Genomic DNA, 18,687 nt, shown 5'->3' on the forward strand with positions numbered 1-18,687 from the left:
AATCTAGCCTTTTGGAATTTGGAATCTACCAGAGCGTTTTGTTAACAATTTTTGGCATATCAACCTCTCTTTTCTGCCTATTTTTGAGTACTTTTGAGGTATATATCACTTTATTTTGTTTAAGCAACGAAAACATAAAACCTTTAATTATCAACCTCGGTTCTCTAAAGAAAATGAAACCGATTCTGATGTAGAGGAGGGCTCAACAAAAGATTTTGTTTCCAGATGGAAACGCGAACGAGGTACTAAAACTAAAATGGGTTTAAGCATGTCTATCCGAACCCTCATCTTGGTTTTGGTATTATTATTGATTTGTATGTATATATTGGATTCTAAATTCAAATAACTTCAAAACTTTAGAGATTATGGGACTTTTAAAACTGCGCAAAAACAAAAAATACAACTATACACCACGTTATTATGATGATAAGGGTGAAGGTAACCCGTATGAAATCAAGCATAAATTTGATGAATTTAGAACCACCGTGGGTAGTAATTCCGGGCTTAAAACAAAATTCAATAACGCTTTAGAAGATTATAAAAAACCAGATAAAGCAGCTAATAGACGTATTTTAATAATTGCGGCTATTCTTGTTTTGGTATTTCTTTTTATCATCGATTTCGATTTATCTATTTTCTTTTCTTAATAAATATATGTCAGACATCATTCAGCTTTTACCAGACCATGTTGCTAACCAAATAGCTGCTGGAGAAGTTGTACAACGTCCAGCCTCGGTAGTTAAAGAGCTTTTAGAAAACGCTATCGACGCAGGCGCAACAACCATTAAACTTATTATAAAAGACGCCGGAAAAACCTTAATTCAAGTGATTGATGACGGGAAAGGCATGAGCACAACCGATGCCCGTTTGAGTTTCGAGCGGCATGCCACATCAAAAATAAGGACTGCCGACGATCTATTTCAATTGCACACCAAAGGTTTTCGTGGCGAAGCTTTAGCAAGTATTGCCGCCATTGCCCATGTGGAGCTAAAAACCAAACAAGAGCAAGACGATGTGGGCAACACCATTGTTATTGAAGGGAGTAATGTGGTATCGCAAGAAGTTGTGGTGACACCAAAAGGCACTTCAATTGCCGTAAAAAATCTGTTTTTTAATATTCCGGCACGTCGAAATTTTTTAAAGTCGAATACTGTTGAATTACGCCATATTATTGATGAATTTCACCGTGTGGCCTTGGCACATCCCAACTTAAGTTTTGCCATGTATAATAACGGAAGCGAAACCTTTAACTTGCCTATTAGTAATTACAGACAGCGTATAGTTAATATTTTTGGAACTAAAACCAACGAGAAATTAGTGCCCGTTGATGAAGATACCGAAGTGCTAAAAATCTCAGGTTTCGTTGGTAAACCCGAATACGCTAAAAAAACCAGGGGCGAGCAATACTTTTTTGTAAACGACCGATTTATAAAAAGTGCCTATTTAAACCACGCTATAGCTTCGGCTTTTGATGGTTTGTTGAAAAACGGTACGCATCCCAGTTATTTTTTAAATTTAAAAGTCGATCCACAAACCATCGATATTAATATTCATCCCACAAAAACGGAGATTAAATTTGATGACGAGCACACCCTGTATGCCTTATTGCGGTCGGCCGTAAAACACAGTTTAGGCCAGTTTAATATTGCGCCTGTTTTAGATTTTGAAAGGGATTCAAACCTCGATACGCCGTACAGTTACAATAACACACAAACAAGTACACCGACTATTGAGGTTGACCGAAGTTTTAATCCGTTTCAAGAGGAAAAACAACGAGGTAAACAAACCACGGCGTTTAAACCAACGCCAAATAATTGGGATAGTTTATATGTGGGCTTGGAATCGAAAGGCACAAAAACCCAGCAAGATTTTAGCGAGGTACATTTTGAAAGTGAAGAATCAACCGGGTCTTTGTTCAGTGAAGATAAGCAAATCGATAATATCCAAACCACGTATCAGCTGCATAATAAATACATTGTGAGTACCATTAAATCGGGGATGTTAGTTATCGATCAGCATCGGGCGCATCAACGTATTTTATATGAAGATTTTCTAAAAAACATGACGATTAAAGAAGCCGTAAGCCAGCAATTGTTGTTTCCGCTTCAGCTTCATTTTTCGGTTCAAGACATTGAAATAATAAATCAGTTAAAAGAAGATTTAGAACATACAGGTTTTATCTTTTCCAGCGTTAATAAAGAATCGGTTGAAATTATTGGTGTTCCCGTTAGTGTGCCAGAAAGCGAGGTGTCTATTATTTTAGAGCAGTTGATTAGCGATGTAGAACACGAAGTGCCCGACACCCATTTTAGTGCCACCGATTTATTGGCAAAATCGATGGCCAAAAGTTTGGCTATTAAAACGGGGCAATCATTACAAAAAGACGAACAGGAACATTTGGTAAACCGTTTGTTTGCCTGTAAAGAACCTAATGTGTCGCCCACTAATCGCACCACATTTGTAACCATGAGTGTTGACGAGTTGGATAAAAAATTTATATAGATTAAGACCGAAGACCGAAGACAGAAGATTGTTGAATTTTTATTGAAATGTCACACTGAGCGCAGTCGAAGTGCTGTTGAAACGTCTTAAAATTATTAAAAGAAGATTAAAAATATGATGAGAATTTCAGATACCGTTAAGCATTTATTAATCATTAATGTATTAATGTTTATTGGTACCATATTTATTGGAAACGGAATTTTGTTTTACGATTTATTCGCCATGCATTTTCCTACCAACGAAGCCTTTCAACCGTGGCAAATCATAACCCACATGTTTATGCATGGAGGCGCCGACTTAAACAATTTAAGTGTGATGCATATTTTGTTTAATATGTTCGCATTGTGGATGTTTGGTACGCCGGTTGAGCAAGTATTGGGAAGCAAGAGATTTTTGTTTATTTATATTTCTGCAGGATTGGGTGCTGTTGCCTTGCAAGTAGGCTATTATTATTTCGATTATTATTCTGCGCTAAGCGGTATTGCAGACTTAAATATGAATAGTGACATGATTCGCAAAATTGTTTCCATCGATGCCACTGAAGGACCATATATAAAAGGTGAAATATTAAGCAGGCAAATGATGCCGATTTTAGCTGAATATAACTTTAATGCAAACTTAATTACCGATGGCGCTTTCAGGTCCTTGTTCGATATGAATGTTATTGCCAGAAACACTATGGTAGGTGCTTCTGGTTGTATCATGGGTATTCTTGCCGCCTTTGGCATGATGAATCCCAATGCAGAACTTATGCTTATCTTTTTGCCTATTCCAATTAAAGCGAAATATTTTATCCCAGGAATTATTATTTTAGATTTAATTTCGGGCATTACCGGACAATCGTTTTTTAGCCCAAGTAATACCGCACATTTCGCCCACGTTGGTGGCGCTTTAACAGGCTTTTTAATTATGTGGTATTGGAAAAAAACACAGTTTAACAGAAACCGTTGGAATTAAAATGACATCATTCTCTCAAGACATAAAAAACAAACTATCTAATTTAAATGCATTAGATAAAATTATAGCGGTTAACCTTGTTGTATTTGTTATTGGATTAATTTTTAAAAATGGGTTAACATGGTTTGAATTGCCCAGTGATTTTACCGATTTTATCGTAAAACCGTGGTCTATCATCACTTATGCTTTCTTGCATGGCGACTTTTTTCATATCCTCTTTAACATGCTTTGGCTCTATTTTATTGGGCGTATGTTTTTAAATTTATTCAGTACCAAAATGGCTCTTAATGTTTATTTTCTCGGAGCTATTTCTGGAGGGTTTTTATTTATGCTTGGCTATACTTTACTACCAAATGTTTTTGGTGCCACGTCTAGTTTAGTTGGTGCATCGGCAGCCGTTCGAGCGTTGTTGATATTTATATGTGCCTATATGCCTAACCAAGAAGTGCGCTTTTTCACCTTTAATTTAAAGCTTTGGTATATTGGGGCTGCTATTGTTGCTTTGGATATGTTAGGCTTGTTTGGCCTAAATGCGGGTGGTAATTTAGCACATTTGGGCGGTGCTTTATTGGGCTATTATTACGCCAAACAATTGTTAAAAGGCAAGGATATTGGGAAAGGTTTCGAAAAAATAATGGATGCTTTTGTGGGCATGTTCAAACCTTCAAAAAAATCGCCATTAAAAACGGTTCATAAAAATAAAAGTAAAGTTGGCGGTTATACTAAAGGCGAATTTAATCAGTTTAATAATCAGAAAAAAATTGATGTAATTTTAGACAAAATAAGCAAAAGTGGTTACGATAGTTTAACGGCCGAAGAAAAAGAATTTCTTTTTAAAGCCGGGAAATAGTTTTTTGAAGGAAGACAAATGACCGTTGACGGAAGAGACCTGTCAGGTTTTTAAAACCTGACAGGTCTGGAAAATTTTGGATCAAAAGAAATCAGTTATAAATTATTTACAATAATTAGCTTTAATGAAAAAACTAAGTTTTATAAATAAAATCATTTACTTTATAAATGCGGTTTTTGCTATTTTACTATTGTTGTCTTACCTCTTGCCTTTTGCGTCTCCCAAAACCTTTTCAATATTATCCGTACTTAGTTTGGGCGTTGCCTTTCTTATTTTGTGCAACACCTTATTCTTTTTATACTGGCTCATTCGACTTAAAAAGCAATTTATTCTGTCGTTTGTAGTGCTTTTAATGGGCTATCTGTTTTTCGGTTCGTTGTACAAGTTTTCATCCTCAAAACAAATTGAGAGCCAACATAATTTTAAGGTGATGAATTACAACGTGAGGTTGTTTAATTTGTATAAATGGATTCCTGAGGATAGTATTGAAACTAAAATGGTTGATTTTATTAAAACCGAATCTCCGGAAATTTTAAGTATTCAAGAATACCATCCGCATAAAAACATCGATTTGTCTTTTTTTAAGTATAAGTTTGAAAAGCTTTCGGGGAATAAAGCAAAATACGGACAAGCCATTTTTTCGCAATATCCCATTGTAAATTCGGGCTCTATCGAGTTCCCAAATACGGGAAATAATGCCATTTTCGCTGATGTTGTAAAAGGCGCGGATACATTAAGAATTTATAATATTCACTTAGAATCTTTGCGCATTAACACGAAAGCCGAAAGTCTTAAAAAAGAAAACTCCGAGCGTCTTTTTAATAGGGTTGGTAACACCTTTAAAATGCAACAGTTTCAATCTGAATTGTTTTTAAAGCATAAAGCAGAGTGCCCTTATAAAATGATAATTTGTGGCGATTTTAATAATACGGCATTTTCGTATGTGTACAGAAAAATAAAAGGCGATTTAAACGATGCTTTTATTGAATCTGGAAATGGATTTGGACGGACTTACGATTTTAAGTTTTTCCCCATAAGAATCGATTTTATTTTAACCGACGATGCTTTTTCGGTAAATGGGTTTAAAGCTTATAATGACCGTTACTCCGATCATTACCCAATCATGACCACTTTAAGTTTAGAGGAATAGTGTTCAGTTTTCAGTCGTAGTTTTCAGTTACAGTCTCAGTTTACAGTAAATTTTAAATTTGTAATAACCGAAAAGCGCTCTGTGAATCTCAGTGAAAACTCGGTGAATCTCTGTGTAAAAACCTGTTTACATAAAACTACAATCCACCACATCGGAAAAAATATGAATAACCAACCCTAAAGCCACCAATCTGGATTTTTTAGGAATTAAAAGAAATAGATAAAACAAAATCGCAAAATAGGAGTGCAGCGGATGAAAACCAATACCGCATCGATTTGGGTCGAAAATAGGGGTTGCCAGTAAATGATCCAGATCTATAAGCATACCTGCAATCATAACTAAAAACGCATATTTCCATTGGGCTTTATAAAATATTAAAGCTACAAAAAGTGGTATTAAAAAATGACTGCCGTAATGCGCAAAGGTTTGTAACATTATTGTGAAGCTAGAGTTTGAGATTCTAAATAATTTAAGGCGTTGGGGCCTTCGTTAAACAGCAAATCCAAAATACTCAAATTGGGTATAAAACCGTGTTTGTTACTAAATACCTGCGTGTACGTTTCAAAAGTTTGAGGCTGTTCTTTTTTTGCGTTTACCAATGATCTAAAATCGGTTGTGCCTTCCGTCGTTTTTTGGAAGGTTTCCGTTTTCGAGCTATCCAATTCTAATTGTAAACAATCGCAAATTACCTCAAAACAAGTCATATTAAAATCTAAAATGTATGTTGCTTTTGTTTGGAATAAAGGCTGAAGCTCGTCTTCGTAATATTCAAAAAAAGGTGAGGTTCTATACGCTGAAAGTAGGGATTTCCAATGGAGACTTTGCCAGTTTTCATCATTAAAAATTTTGACATCGCGGTATTTCTGACGGTTTTTTTGCGAATGAATCACGGGAATATTTAAAGCCAATTTTCCGTTGGCACCATAAATATAAGTGCGGTTTCGGTAAGTTTGTTTTACAAAATTATCGTCCATTTCAAACACCACATGTTTTGCTTTTACCATAGCAACAAAATGCGCAATATTTGGAAAATATGTGGGGTGGATTAAAATGTTCATTTGATTCTGTCATTCCTGCGAAGGCAGGAATCCATTTTATAATATTTCAAGTTACAATTCATAAGATTCCTGCATTACTCATTGATTCTTATATTATAATTTCGAATTCGTGAGTCTTCGATTTCGCAGGAATTACAATTAGCTTAACTATTTGCTTTCTTGCGTTTACGCCACTTATTAAAACCAATATATCCAAAAAGTAGCACTAAAAACGGAATGAAATATGAAGTTGCTTTTCCGGTGCCGTGAACGGTTGTAAAAAAACGTTCCCAACGCGGGTTTTTAAGTCCGTCCCAACTCATCCAAATAAATACGGGCTTGCCCAAAACATGGTCGAATGGCACAAAGCCCCAACGTCTGGCATCAATGGAGTTGTGGCGGTTGTCGCCCATCATCCAATAATAGTTTTGCTTAAAAGTGTACGTATCAGCAACTTTACCGTTTATTAAAATCTGATTGCCTTTTACTTGTAAAGTGTTGCCTTCGTATTCGGTAATTACCCGTTTGTAAAGCGGTAAAACTTCTAAGTTTATATCAATGGTTTTTCCTGCTTCGGGAATATAAAGGGGTCCAAAAAAATCGATATTCCAATTGTAGTTGGGGTCGTGCGGAAACACATTGGGGTCTCTTTTTCCTTTTTCTGCTTTAATGGGTGTTATGCTGGATACATTTGGGTGGTTCTTAAATTTAGCCAAAGCCTCATCAGAAATAGCAGGGAATAAATAGGTGTTTTGCTGGTTTACAATGCCAAATTGATCCGTTATATCGTAACGTTCTTTAACATAAATAGGATTGAACTGATTGGTTTTGGGCTGTACATAGTAACTAAATTGTAAATGTGCCCTATCGGGTAATTCATTTTTCTTCCCGTTTATATATACATAACCATTACGAATTTCTAAAGAATCGCCAGCAACCCCAACGCAGCGCTTTACCAAATTGGTTTTTTTATCGATGGGTTTGTAATAGTTTCTGTCTGGGGTAAAATCATTCATATCCCTCAGCGTATCGGCTGGTTGATTGAAGACTACAATTTCATTTCTATCGATGGTTTCAAACCCAGGCAAACGCATATAGGGCAACTGCAATTTGTTTATCCATGAAGGGTTTTCTTTGTCATCATCAAATAAATAAGATTTTTTGTTTAAAATAGGAATGGTATCATGAACCATAGGAGCTGCAACGGTTGTCATGGGCACTCTGGCACCGTAATGAAATTTGCTAACAAAGAGGAAGTCGCCCACTAACAAGGATTTTTCTAAAGATGACGACGGAATGGTAAACGGTTGAATAAAATACGTGTGTACAATGGTTGCCGCAACAATAGCAAATAAAATGGAGCTGGTCCATTCGCCAGAGCCAGATTTGGGCTGCAAGCTACGGTCTTTTACATACGCGACATCGGCTATATAGTTTAAATAAAAGTTGTAAAAGCCAAGGGTTACAATGGCTAAAAAGGTGTCGAGGTAAGTGTTTTTGCCAAAGCTTCTTGCCGTTTCTACCCAAACCACCATGAGCATAATAAGATTTACAATGGGTAAGAATAATAAAATAACCCACCACCACGGACGGTTAATTATTTTCATTAAAATAACACCATTGTACACCGGAACAAAAGCTTCCCAGGCTTGTCTACCGGCTTTAATGTATAGTTTCCACGTGCCTAAACCATGAATGACTTGAATAATTAAAATGAATATAAACCATTGTGAAAGCGTCATAATCGTAATTTTTTAATTGCCATCTCGATCGCAGTCGAGAGCTTATTTGTTTTTAGTTTAGTTAGTTGCAAAGTAATATGATGCTGTTACACTTAGCGAAAACATTAACCAATATTTAACACGTCGTTTATCGTGAAAACCCCGGTTTTGCCCACAATCCATTCCGCAGCAATTACAGCACCTAAGGCAAAACCTTGGCGGTTGTGCGCTATGTGTTCTATGGAAATGCTATCGACTTCACTTTCATAATTTACGGTGTGTGTGCCCGGTACGTTTTCAATACGTTTTGCTGTTATGGGAATGGTGTTTTCACCTCGTTCATCCAGTTTCCAGTTATCAAATCCATCATGCTTTTCAATAACACCTTCAGCTAAAGTAATGGCTGTTCCGCTAGGAGCATCCAATTTTTGGGTATGATGGATTTCTTCCATCGACACATTGTATTGTTTTAAATTGCTCATCATTTTAGCGAGTGTTTTATTCAACTCGAAAAAAATATTAACACCCAAACTGTAGTTTGATGCATAAATAAACGCGCCATCCCTTTCTTTGCATAAGCTAACGGCATCGTTATATTTATTCAACCAACCCGTTGTACCAGAAATAACGGGCACATTGTTGTTTATGCAATTGGAAATATTATGGAAAGCCACATCGGGGATACTAAAATCTATGGCGACATCGGCCTTGGTAATGTCGTAATCTTTATCATCTTTATCAACCGTTAAAACAATATTATGTCCGCGTTTTATGGCAATTTGCTCTATGGTTTTCCCCATTCTTCCATATCCAAGTAAAGCTATATTCATCGTATTTAAAAAAGTATTTGCTTAATGCCCGTTAATAGGCTAAAATTTAAAATTTAAGGTTAACCCGAGATTGCCCGTGGCATCCATTTCGTTTATTTTATAATGCGGGGCCAATGATAGATTTTCATCCACATTGTATTGCAGTAAATGCGCATCAACATTGGCATCAATAATATTTAAAGCGTACAAACCAACCGTTACTAAAAGCGAAATTTCTTTATTACGCCTAAACAGTTTTTGGGCACGCCGCAAGCCATCATCGGTAACTCTTGGCGTTGATAATTGTTCGCCATTGGCATCCAAATAAAACTCATCATTTGTAAAACCTGCTAATCTGCTTTTATAAGCATCGCGGTAACGATTGTATTCTTTGTTATTGGTGGTATAAAAATAGATACCAGTTCCTAAAGCCGCATAAACTATAGGAATTTTCCAGTATTTTTTGTTATAAGCTTGCCCCAAACCCGGTAAAATTGCTGAATAAAACGCTGCCTTTGCGGGCGATAAAGGGTTGATGGGGTTTTTAATTTTTATAATTGAATCTACTACAACTTCATCAGGGATTTCCTTAGGTCTTTCCTCGTCATCTTTATTTTGAGCTAATAATGAAAAGCAACTTATAAGTAAAAATAGGGTTGTTATTAGAACTTTATTTAGCACCTTGAACCAATTTTTTAATACGATTAAAATCCTCTTCGGAATGAAAAGGAATGGTTATTTTTCCTTTACCATTTTTAGAGACTTTAACGTCAATTTTGTGTCCAAAGTATTCTGAAAATGCAGATATGCCTTTTTTTATGAATTTTGGCACCTCTTCATCAGCTTCGTTTTTTGAAGGTGTTTTTACATCCTCGTTCGTATTAAAGTTACGAACCAAACCCTCTGTTTCCCTAACCGATAATTTATCCGATAATATTTTTTCGTAAATATCCAATTGACTCGATTGGTCTTCAATAGTAATTAAAGCACGCCCGTGTCCCATTGAAATAAAGCCGTCGCGCATACCAGTTTGGATAATGGGGTCGAGCTTTAATAAGCGCAAATAGTTAGCTATGGTGGAGCGTTTTTTACCCACGCGCTCGCTCATTTGTTCTTGGGTTAAATTAATTTCGTCGATTAAACGTTGGTACGATAGCGCAATTTCAATAGGATCTAAATCTTGGCGTTGGATGTTTTCAACCAATGCCATTTCCAACGATTCTTGGTCGTTTGCAATTCTAACGTAGGCAGGAATGGTTTCTAAATTTAATAATTTAGACGCTCTAAAACGACGCTCACCGGAAACCAGTTGGTATTTGTTTAAGCCCAATTTTCGAACCGTTATGGGCTGAATGATGCCTAACTCTTTAACCGATGATGCCAATTCTCGTAACGATTCTTCGCTAAAATTGGTACGCGGTTGAAACGGATTGACTTCAATAAAATCTAAATCCAGCTCAACAATATTGCCTATAACTTTATCGGCATTTTTATCTTGAACAGATTGAATGTCGTTACTCGGGTCGTTTAAAAGTGCCGATAAACCTCTGCCCAAAGCCTGTTTTTTAGTTGCCTTAGCCATAATTTTAGGAGTTTTTGTTGATAATTTCTTTTGCTAAACTTAAATAATTGGTCGCACCTTTGCTACTGGCATCGTAGTTAATTATACTTTCGCCATAACTCGGTGCTTCACTTAAACGCACATTACGCTGAATTATGGTTTGAAACACCATATTGTTAAAGTGTTTTTGTACTTCCTCTACCACTTGATTCGATAAGCGCAAACGCGAATCGTACATGGTTAACAATAAGCCTTCAATATCCAACTCGGGGTTGTGTATTTTTTGTACGCTTTTAATGGTGTTTAAAAGTTTGCCTAAGCCTTCCAAGGCAAAATATTCGCATTGAATCGGGATAATTACAGCATCAGCAGCCGTTAAGGCATTTAATGTTAGCAAACCCAATGATGGTGCACAATCGATTAAAATATAATCGTAATCGTTTTTAATTTTGTTAATGGCATTTTTAAGCATGTATTCCCGAGCATCTTTATCAACAAGCTCTATTTCAATAGCCACTAAGTCAATGTGTGCCGGAATTATATCTAAGTTCGGTGTTTCGGTTTTTACTATGGCTTCTCTTGCCGAATTGGAATGTTCTAAAAGTTGGTAGGTTCCTATTTCAACGGTTTCCACGTCTATTCCTATTCCAGAAGTTGCATTTGCTTGAGGGTCAGCATCTATTAGTAAAACTTTTTTTTCCAGAACGCCTAAAGAAGCCGCTAAATTTATTGACGTTGTTGTTTTTCCAACGCCTCCTTTTTGGTTAGCAATTGCAATGATTTTACCCATTTATTGATTTGGTTTTATTAAGCGTAAAAATACAATTATTTATGAGTATAGGAAATTGAAGTTGTTAACATTCGATTACTAACTTATTGTTGTACGAAATATCTATTTTTTTTGTTAAATTTTTAACAATAAAAGCCAATTAGTTGTCATATATTTACAGAGAACATCAAATAATTTAAAATGAAAAGAATTAATTATCTATTAAAAATTACACTGTGTTTTGTGTTATTGACTTCGTTTTCAATAACCGTTGAAGCTCAGATTAAAAAAACGGCAAGTGTTGAAGGCATTACAGAGTATAAACTAGACAATGGTTTAAAAGTGCTGTTGTTTCCAGATAATTCTGCACAAACCATTACCGTAAACATCACCTATTTGGTGGGGTCGCGACACGAGGGTTATGGCGAAAAGGGAATGGCGCACCTCTTGGAGCACATGGTTTTTAAAGGCACGCCAAACCATCCGGATATCCCAAAGGAATTAACCGAACGCGGTTCCCGACCAAACGGCACCACATGGTTTGATAGAACCAACTATTACGAAACCTTTAATGCCAATGATGATAATCTGGATTGGGCCTTGGATTTGGAGGCCGATAGAATGGTAAATTCGTACATAGCAAAAAAGGATTTGGAATCTGAATTTTCGGTAGTTAGAAATGAATTTGAAAGTGGCGAAAACTCACCTACTAGGGTGCTGATGCAAAAAGTAACGAGTGCCGCTTATTTATGGCATAATTACGGAAAATCCACCATTGGAAACAAATCGGATATTGAGCGCGTGCCTATTGAAAACCTACAAGCATTTTACAAAAAATATTACCGTCCGGATAACGCTGTTCTTATGGTTACCGGCAAATTTGAAACCGATAAGACTTTGGCTTTAATTGAGAAAAAGTTTGGAGGGATTAAAAAACCAGACACACCTTTAAGGGATATCCCAACTATTGAGCCTGCCCAAGATGGCGAAAAACGTGTTACATTAAGTCGTGTTGGCGATTTGCAAATTGTATCGGCGCTATATCACACGCCAGCAGGATCGCACGAAGATTATGCGGCCATGTCTGTGGTTGAACAAGTACTTACCGATCAACCTTCAGGTAGATTGTATAAAGCTTTGGTAGACGGTAAAAAAGCTTCTAGTCTTTGGTCGTTTTCTCCATTTACAAAGGAACCTTCATTTTTATATATAAATGTGGATGTGCCTTCAGAAAAATCATTAACCGAGGCTGAAACCACGTTATTGTCGGTGTTAGACGGTTTAAAAGAGAATCCGATTACCGAAGAAGAGGTTAATCGTGCCAAATCCAATTTGTTAAAACGCATCGATCAAATAAGTAGAAATTCAGCCTTTTTAGGCACTTATATGAGCGAGTTTATTGGAGCTGGCGACTGGCGATTGGCCTTCATTCATAGAGATAGAATTGAAAGTATGACGGCCGAAAAAGTAAATGAGGCTGCTCAGCGCTACTTGATAAACACCAACAGAACCGTGGGTAATTTTGTTCCAACTAAAACACCTATTCGTGTGGAAATAGAGCATACCCAAGGTCTTGAGGAGTTGGTTGCAAGCTACAAAGGAAAAGCAGGTTATGGTGCAGGAGAAGCTTTTGATGTGTCTTACGAAAACATTCAAAACCGATTGGATTCAGGTACTTTAAATACAACGCCAATTGAATACGGCTTCATTAAAAAAGACAACCGCGGTAAAACGGTAACCTTATCGTTTACTTTTAGAAATGGTAATGTGAACGATTTTATGAATAAAGGAAAAATTGCCAGTTACACCGCCAGAATGCTTAACAAAGGCACACAAAACCATACCAGACAAGATATTGAGGATAAATTGAGTGCCTTAAAATCGTCTGTTGGTTTTGGTGGTTCCAATGGTCGTGTAAATGTTTATGTGAGTTCTACCGAAGAAAATCTTATGGAAACCTTGGCTTTAATGACCGATATGCTGAAAAACCCTAAGTTTGACCCAGCGGAATTGGATAAACTTAAAACCCAAGAATTAGCAAGTATTGAACAGAACAAGACAGAGCCTCAATACTTAGCTGGTAAAAGATTGGGAGCATTAAACCAAAACTACAAAAAAGGACACCCACTTTACGTAACATCAATCGAGGAAGATATTGAAGCTATCAATGCGGTTACCGTTGAAGCTATTCAAGATTATTACAACGAGTTTTACGGTATTTCGGATAGTGCGACCTTGGTTGCTATTGGAAATGTAGATGAACAGGGTTTAAAGGATTATTTTGAAAAAGAATTTTCAGATTTTAAATCCAATAAGCCGTACAAACCTATATCGGATAAGTATATTCCGAATAATGCAGCAAACGAAAAAATTAAAACACCAGATAAAAAGAATGCCATAAGTATTGGTGTTTTGGCTTTTGAAGGCAGTCAGGTTGATGAAGATTATGCGGCCCTACAAATTGCAGGCTCCATTTTTGGTGGTGGATTCTTAAACTCTAGAATTGCCGATCGTTTACGTCAAAAAGATGGTGTGAGTTATGGTGCTGGCGGACGCGTAAGTGTTGATGGTGACGAAAAAGATAAGAAATCTTCCATCATGGTTTATGCTATTTATGCGCCTGAAAACGCATCAAAAGTGCAAAAGGGTTTTAGTGAAGAAATTGCGCGTTTTATAGCCGATGGAATTACAGAAGATGAGCTTAAAGTTGCCGTTACCAGTTGGGTGCAGGGGCAAAATGTGTCCAGAGCGAAAGACAATGAATTATCTTCTAAAATCAATAATAATTTATATTACGATAGAGATATGATGTTTTATAAAGATATCGAAGACCGCGTAACCAATTTAACCGTTGAAGATGTAAATAAAGTGATTAAAAAATACTTTAAAACATTTGATAAATGGACGGTTGTTAATGCCGGGGATTTTGAGAAATCACCAGAAATTAAAACCGACAAAAAAGTAGATTAATTTTTAAACTACAATAATTAAAAGAGCCTGTTTAGAAAGTCTAATTCAATGTCATATTGAGCTTGTCGAAATATTTTAACTTCTTGATAATCAAGATTGGTTTCGACAAGCTCAACCTGACAAATTAAATTCAAAAGACTTCTTAGATAGGCTCTTTTTTTATTCTGAAAACCTATAAGGTTGGGTCCAAGCTTTTTCAAACAACAAATCTTCAATCGGATTTTCGTGTAATTTTGAAGATGTAATTTTGCAGCGCACAAAAAGCATATCTTTTGCGATTTCAAAGCTAGCCTTGTCGCTTTCAAATGAAGCCAATGTTTCTGGTTCGCCTTGTCCTTTTTTGCAGCCTATAAAAGCTATTTTGTAAGTGGTATTTTCATTTGTTTTAACGGCGACAGAAAGCCTATTGTTTTCAAAAGTCAAATCACTTAACTCTACGCCAGTACTCGCATAAAACTGTCCGGTTTCCATAGCATTTATTAACGATTTAGCACTAAGTGTATCTGCTTGTACCATAATCCACCCCCTGCCAGCGTTACTCCATTTACGGCCTTTTCTGTGGTAATGGTGCGAATCATCGGTAGCTAGTCCGTACATTATGGGTTTATTGTTTTCAATGTAAGCAATGTTGATATAATCCCACATGAGTTCAGTAGATATATGCTCGTCGTTTCCAGAGTTATTTACATGCGGATGCCCGTTGTACACCTCAAAAAACTGTTCGTTTTTTAAAGCTATCATATCTTCAAGACTAATGGCATAACCAAAATTAGGGTGATTGATATGTGCTATTATCGGGGTGCCGAATTCTTCCTTGTGTTTTGCAACTTCATCCAAATTGTTTTGCATCACTTCCAAAACGCTATTCCCGCCTTGCGGATCTATTTTCCGTTTAACATTGGTAGCATTAATATGTATGGGTTTGCCATTGTAACCATCGGTTATTTCTTCAGATTGAATGATTAAAAATTTACCATCTTCCTCAAATTTAGGTCGGTATTCCTCGTAGGTTTTTAGTTTAACTTGAGTTCTGTTTAAAGAATCTACTCTATAATTTACCCAATCATCACCATAGGTGTTCAAATAATTTTTAAAGGCGTTTTGATAAATGGAATCCTTTGAAATGGTTTTCCATTTGTCGCCTTCGGCTAAAGTATTATGGTCTGTTAACGCTAGAAATTGGTAGCCGTTGCTTTTGTACCAATCCATAATAACCTCGGGGAATTCGTCCCCATCGCTCCAATACGAATGGGTGTGGAGGTTGCCTTTAAACCACTGTTTTTTAGATTCTGTTTTTTCTTTGTTACAACTAGATAAAATAATAAAGAATACGACTATTAATGGATTTAAAGTTTTCATGTTTTAAGGATATTGATATGGATTTTTGAAGTCTCGTTTAATGCAAAGCCAAAGTTCCGCTTCAATACTGAAACAAGTTCAGCACAGGTAAACTTTATCGATTGTTAAAACGATTTAAGTTTACAATTCATTAAGAATCAACATCAGCTAATCAATCAAAATCTCCAAAATCTTTATCGCGGCATCGCTAATTTTTGTGCCTGGGCCAAATACAGCCACAGCGCCAGCATCAAATAGATATTGGTAATCTTGTTTGGGAATTACGCCGCCAACAATAACCATAATATCGTCGCGACCGTAATCTTTTAAAGCTTCAATAACTTGCGGCACCAATGTTTTGTGTCCTGCTGCAAGCGAGGACACGCCTAAAATATGTACATCGTTCTCCACGGCTTGTTTAGCTGCTTCTTGTGGCGTTTGAAAAAGCGGACCAATATCCACATCAAATCCCACATCGGCATAACCGGTGGCGACTACTTTGGCACCACGGTCGTGACCGTCTTGTCCCATTTTTGCAATCATTATGCGGGGTCGTCGTCCATCTTGTTCGGCAAAAATATCGGCTAATTCTTTTGCTTTATTAAAGCTATTATCGTTTTTTACTTCTTTGCTATACACACCGGAAAAGGATTTTATTTGTGCTTTGTAACGCCCGAAAACATCTTCTAAAGCATCACTAATTTCGCCTAAAGTAGCGCGTTCACGGGCTGCTTCAACAGCTAAAGCTAACAAATTCCCATGAAAACGGGAACCTTTTGAAACAGAACTTGTGGTTTCTTTTTTACTGTTATTTGAGTTAGACCATGCTTTTGCAGCTTCTGTTAATTTTGATAAAGCCTTTTTTACTTTATCGTTATTTCTTTCGGCTTTTATCTTATCTAAACTATCAATCTGCTGATTACGAACCGTTTGGTTGTCAACTACTAAGGTTTGTATGGGCGCTTCTTCCTGGAGTCTGTATTTGTTAACCCCAACAATAATATCCTGTCCTGAATCGATGCGGGCTTGTTTACGTGCCGCCGCTTGCTCGATTCTCATTTTAGGAATGCCCGCTTCAATGGCTTTGGTCATACCGCCCAAGGCTTCCACTTCTTCAATTAAAGTCCATGCTTTGTGGGCAATGTCGTGCGTTAGTTTTTCAACATAAAAGCTACCCGCCCAAGGGTCGACGGTTTTAGTGATCTTAGTTTCCTCTTGTAAAAATATTTGTGTGTTTCTGGCAATACGTGCCGAAAAATCGGTTGGTAAAGCAATGGCCTCATCCAGAGCATTGGTGTGTAAACTTTGCGTACCGCCAAAAGCTGCCGCAGCCGCTTCAATAGTGGTTCGGGCTACATTATTAAATGGGTCTTGTTCGGTTAAACTCCAACCAGATGTTTGGCAATGGGTGCGTAAGGCCAGTGATTTTTCATTCTTCGGATGGAATTGTTTTACCAATTTAGCCCACAACATTCTAGCTGCTCGCATTTTGGCAATTTCCATAAAATGATTCATGCCAATCGCCCAAAAGAAAGATAGGCGCGGGGCAAAGGTATCGATGTCCATGCCTGCATCCAATCCTTTTCTAATATATTCCAAGCCATCGGCCAAGGTGTAAGCGAGTTCGATATCGCAGGTGGCACCGGCTTCTTGCATGTGATAGCCAGAAATACTGATGCTGTTAAATTTTGGCATATTTTTACTGGTATACTCAAAAATATCAGAAATGATTTTCATTGAGGGCGTTGGCGGATAAATGTACGTGTTGCGCACCATAAATTCCTTTAAAATATCATTTTGAATGGTGCCTGCTAATTGTTCTGGTTTTACGCCTTGTTCTTCGGCGGCAACAATGTAAAATGCCATAATGGGCAATACGGCGCCATTCATGGTCATTGAAACGGACATTTTATCCAACGGAATTTGGTCGAAAAGCACTTTCATATCTTCCACCGAATCAATCGCAACGCCAGCTTTTCCAACGTCGCCAACCACACGTTCATGGTTGGAATCGTAACCGCGATGCGTTGCTAAATCGAATGCCACCGACAACCCTTTTTGTCCGGCCTCTAAATTACGTCTGTAAAAGGCATTGCTTTCTTCGGCAGTCGAAAAACCTGCATATTGGCGAATCGTCCAAGGTCTGCGTACATACATCGTACTGTAGGGGCCGCGGAGATTTGGCGCTATGCCCGCAACAAAATTAAGATGCTCAATCTGTTGTAAATCATCTTTTGAATAGGTTGATTTTACAGGAATGCCTTCTGCAGTTACAAACGAGCTTTTTGCTATTGGCTTTTGGCTTTTAATAGCTGACTTAATGGTTATATGTTGAAGGTTTTTTCTAGACATTTTGATTGACCCAATTTTTTATTGTGGCGTTTTGTTAAAATCTACTTTTTGTACTGGTTTTTCATTATTTACTTTTGATAAATCCTTGTTAAACAACTTTGCGTAATACAAATCGAAAGCGATGTAAGCTGCTAAATATTTGTCGCTTAGCGCATGTCTGAAATTAGACATTAACGGGGCTCCAAAAGGCTTTGGACTCATACTGTTAACTTCTAATAATGAATTAAAAGTGGTTCTTAATTCCGGATTTTGCATATTTATGGCGATGCACTTTACCAAGGCACCGTTATAGTTTAAATAGCTTTCAGGGTTGTTGGCATCCCACAAATCGTTCTCCTGTTTTAGGGCTTCAAAAACCTTTACGGTGTGCGGAGAAACGATGTCTTCGTATTTTACCCTACCGTAAATGGCGTTTCTAATAAACTGACCGTAAGCTTGGACTAATGAGGCGTTTGGATTGTTTTTGCCGTAATAATTTAAAATATCATTTTCAAAAGCAAACAAGGCTTCGCTGTATAATTTAGAGTCTACCTTTTCGCAAGTTAATACCAAACCCTTATCGGCATATTTGTATTCTGATAGTGTGTTTTCATTTTTACAACTTATCAAACCAAAAGTTAATGCGATGACAAAAAGTTTAAAAAATGGTGTTTTCATGATGGCAGTAAAAT

The 18,687-nt window shown here is 37.0% G+C and carries 17 protein-coding genes; 7 read left to right on the forward strand and 10 right to left on the reverse strand.

Annotated features, from left to right (window positions below; all coding sequences use genetic code 11):
* Positions 1 to 115: 115 nt before the first annotated feature.
* From RNZ46_RS12020 to RNZ46_RS12045, 6 genes are all read left to right on the forward strand, one after another.
* Positions 116 to 346 carry a hypothetical protein gene (locus RNZ46_RS12020; protein ID WP_316982441.1) on the forward strand — a complete coding sequence of 77 codons (231 nt, stop codon included), beginning with the start codon at positions 116 to 118 and terminating at the stop codon, positions 344 to 346.
* Between the two features lie 19 nt (positions 347 to 365).
* Positions 366 to 647: a riboflavin synthase subunit beta gene (locus tag RNZ46_RS12025; protein WP_316982442.1), complete on the forward strand. Its 282-nt coding sequence runs from the start codon at positions 366 to 368 to the stop codon at positions 645 to 647.
* A 7-nt stretch (positions 648 to 654) separates the two neighbouring features.
* The gene (gene mutL / locus RNZ46_RS12030) at positions 655 to 2,502 is read left to right on the forward strand and encodes a DNA mismatch repair endonuclease MutL (protein ID WP_316982443.1); all 1,848 of its coding nucleotides are present in this window, start codon (positions 655 to 657) and stop codon (positions 2,500 to 2,502) included.
* A gap of 114 nt (positions 2,503 to 2,616) precedes the next feature.
* On the forward strand, positions 2,617 to 3,459 hold the full coding sequence (locus tag RNZ46_RS12035; RefSeq protein WP_316982444.1) for a rhomboid family intramembrane serine protease: 843 nt from the start codon (positions 2,617 to 2,619) through the stop codon (positions 3,457 to 3,459).
* A gap of 1 nt (position 3,460) precedes the next feature.
* Entirely contained in the window at positions 3,461 to 4,309 is an 849-nt protein-coding gene (locus tag RNZ46_RS12040) for a rhomboid family intramembrane serine protease (protein WP_316982445.1), read from the forward strand.
* A 124-nt stretch (positions 4,310 to 4,433) separates the two neighbouring features.
* Positions 4,434 to 5,459 (forward strand): endonuclease/exonuclease/phosphatase family protein, encoded by a 1,026-nt coding sequence (locus RNZ46_RS12045; protein ID WP_316982446.1) that lies wholly within the window; start codon positions 4,434 to 4,436, stop codon positions 5,457 to 5,459.
* A gap of 126 nt (positions 5,460 to 5,585) precedes the next feature.
* On the opposite strand, the gene RNZ46_RS12050 is transcribed toward RNZ46_RS12045, so the two are convergent.
* The 7 genes from RNZ46_RS12050 to RNZ46_RS12080 form a co-directional block, all read right to left on the reverse strand.
* On the reverse strand, positions 5,586 to 5,894 hold the full coding sequence (locus RNZ46_RS12050) for a DUF6122 family protein (RefSeq protein ID WP_316982447.1): 309 nt from the start codon (positions 5,892 to 5,894) through the stop codon (positions 5,586 to 5,588).
* Positions 5,894 to 6,517 (reverse strand): WbqC family protein, encoded by a 624-nt coding sequence (locus tag RNZ46_RS12055; protein ID WP_316982448.1) that lies wholly within the window; start codon positions 6,515 to 6,517, stop codon positions 5,894 to 5,896. Before RNZ46_RS12055 ends, RNZ46_RS12050 begins: the two co-directional genes overlap by 1 nt.
* Before the next feature lie 143 nt (positions 6,518 to 6,660).
* Positions 6,661 to 8,238, reverse strand: coding sequence for a signal peptidase I (gene lepB, locus RNZ46_RS12060; protein WP_316982449.1), 1,578 nt, complete (start codon positions 8,236 to 8,238; stop codon positions 6,661 to 6,663).
* 104 nt (positions 8,239 to 8,342) lie between these two features.
* Entirely contained in the window at positions 8,343 to 9,047 is a 705-nt protein-coding gene (gene dapB, locus RNZ46_RS12065; RefSeq protein WP_316982450.1) for a 4-hydroxy-tetrahydrodipicolinate reductase, read from the reverse strand.
* Positions 9,048 to 9,086: 39 nt separating this feature from the next.
* Complete coding sequence (locus tag RNZ46_RS12070; protein WP_316982451.1) at positions 9,087 to 9,707, reverse strand: DUF5683 domain-containing protein; 621 nt, start codon at positions 9,705 to 9,707, stop codon at positions 9,087 to 9,089.
* Positions 9,697 to 10,608 (reverse strand): ParB/RepB/Spo0J family partition protein, encoded by a 912-nt coding sequence (locus tag RNZ46_RS12075; protein WP_316982452.1) that lies wholly within the window; start codon positions 10,606 to 10,608, stop codon positions 9,697 to 9,699. The genes RNZ46_RS12070 and RNZ46_RS12075 overlap by 11 nt, the downstream gene beginning before the upstream one ends.
* A gap of 4 nt (positions 10,609 to 10,612) precedes the next feature.
* Complete coding sequence (locus tag RNZ46_RS12080) at positions 10,613 to 11,377, reverse strand: ParA family protein (RefSeq protein WP_316982453.1); 765 nt, start codon at positions 11,375 to 11,377, stop codon at positions 10,613 to 10,615.
* Between the two features lie 180 nt (positions 11,378 to 11,557).
* Here RNZ46_RS12080 and RNZ46_RS12085 point away from each other — a divergent pair, with 180 nt between their 5' ends.
* Positions 11,558 to 14,326 carry a M16 family metallopeptidase gene (locus RNZ46_RS12085; protein WP_316982454.1) on the forward strand — a complete coding sequence of 923 codons (2,769 nt, stop codon included), beginning with the start codon at positions 11,558 to 11,560 and terminating at the stop codon, positions 14,324 to 14,326.
* Positions 14,327 to 14,485: 159 nt separating this feature from the next.
* Here the strand turns inward: RNZ46_RS12085 and RNZ46_RS12090 are convergent, their stop codons facing one another.
* The 3 genes from RNZ46_RS12090 to RNZ46_RS12100 all read right to left on the reverse strand — a co-directional run bounded on the left by RNZ46_RS12090 (position 14,486) and on the right by RNZ46_RS12100 (position 18,673).
* Entirely contained in the window at positions 14,486 to 15,685 is a 1,200-nt protein-coding gene (locus tag RNZ46_RS12090) for a PHP domain-containing protein (RefSeq protein ID WP_316982455.1), read from the reverse strand.
* Between the two features lie 147 nt (positions 15,686 to 15,832).
* Complete coding sequence (scpA, locus tag RNZ46_RS12095) at positions 15,833 to 18,016, reverse strand: methylmalonyl-CoA mutase (protein ID WP_316982456.1); 2,184 nt, start codon at positions 18,014 to 18,016, stop codon at positions 15,833 to 15,835.
* Between the two features lie 18 nt (positions 18,017 to 18,034).
* The gene (locus tag RNZ46_RS12100; RefSeq protein ID WP_316982457.1) at positions 18,035 to 18,673 is read right to left on the reverse strand and encodes a hypothetical protein; all 639 of its coding nucleotides are present in this window, start codon (positions 18,671 to 18,673) and stop codon (positions 18,035 to 18,037) included.
* Positions 18,674 to 18,687: the final 14 nt, after the last annotated feature.

It is taken from the genome of Hwangdonia lutea (assembly GCF_032814565.1).
Classification (GTDB): domain Bacteria; phylum Bacteroidota; class Bacteroidia; order Flavobacteriales; family Flavobacteriaceae; genus Hwangdonia; species Hwangdonia lutea.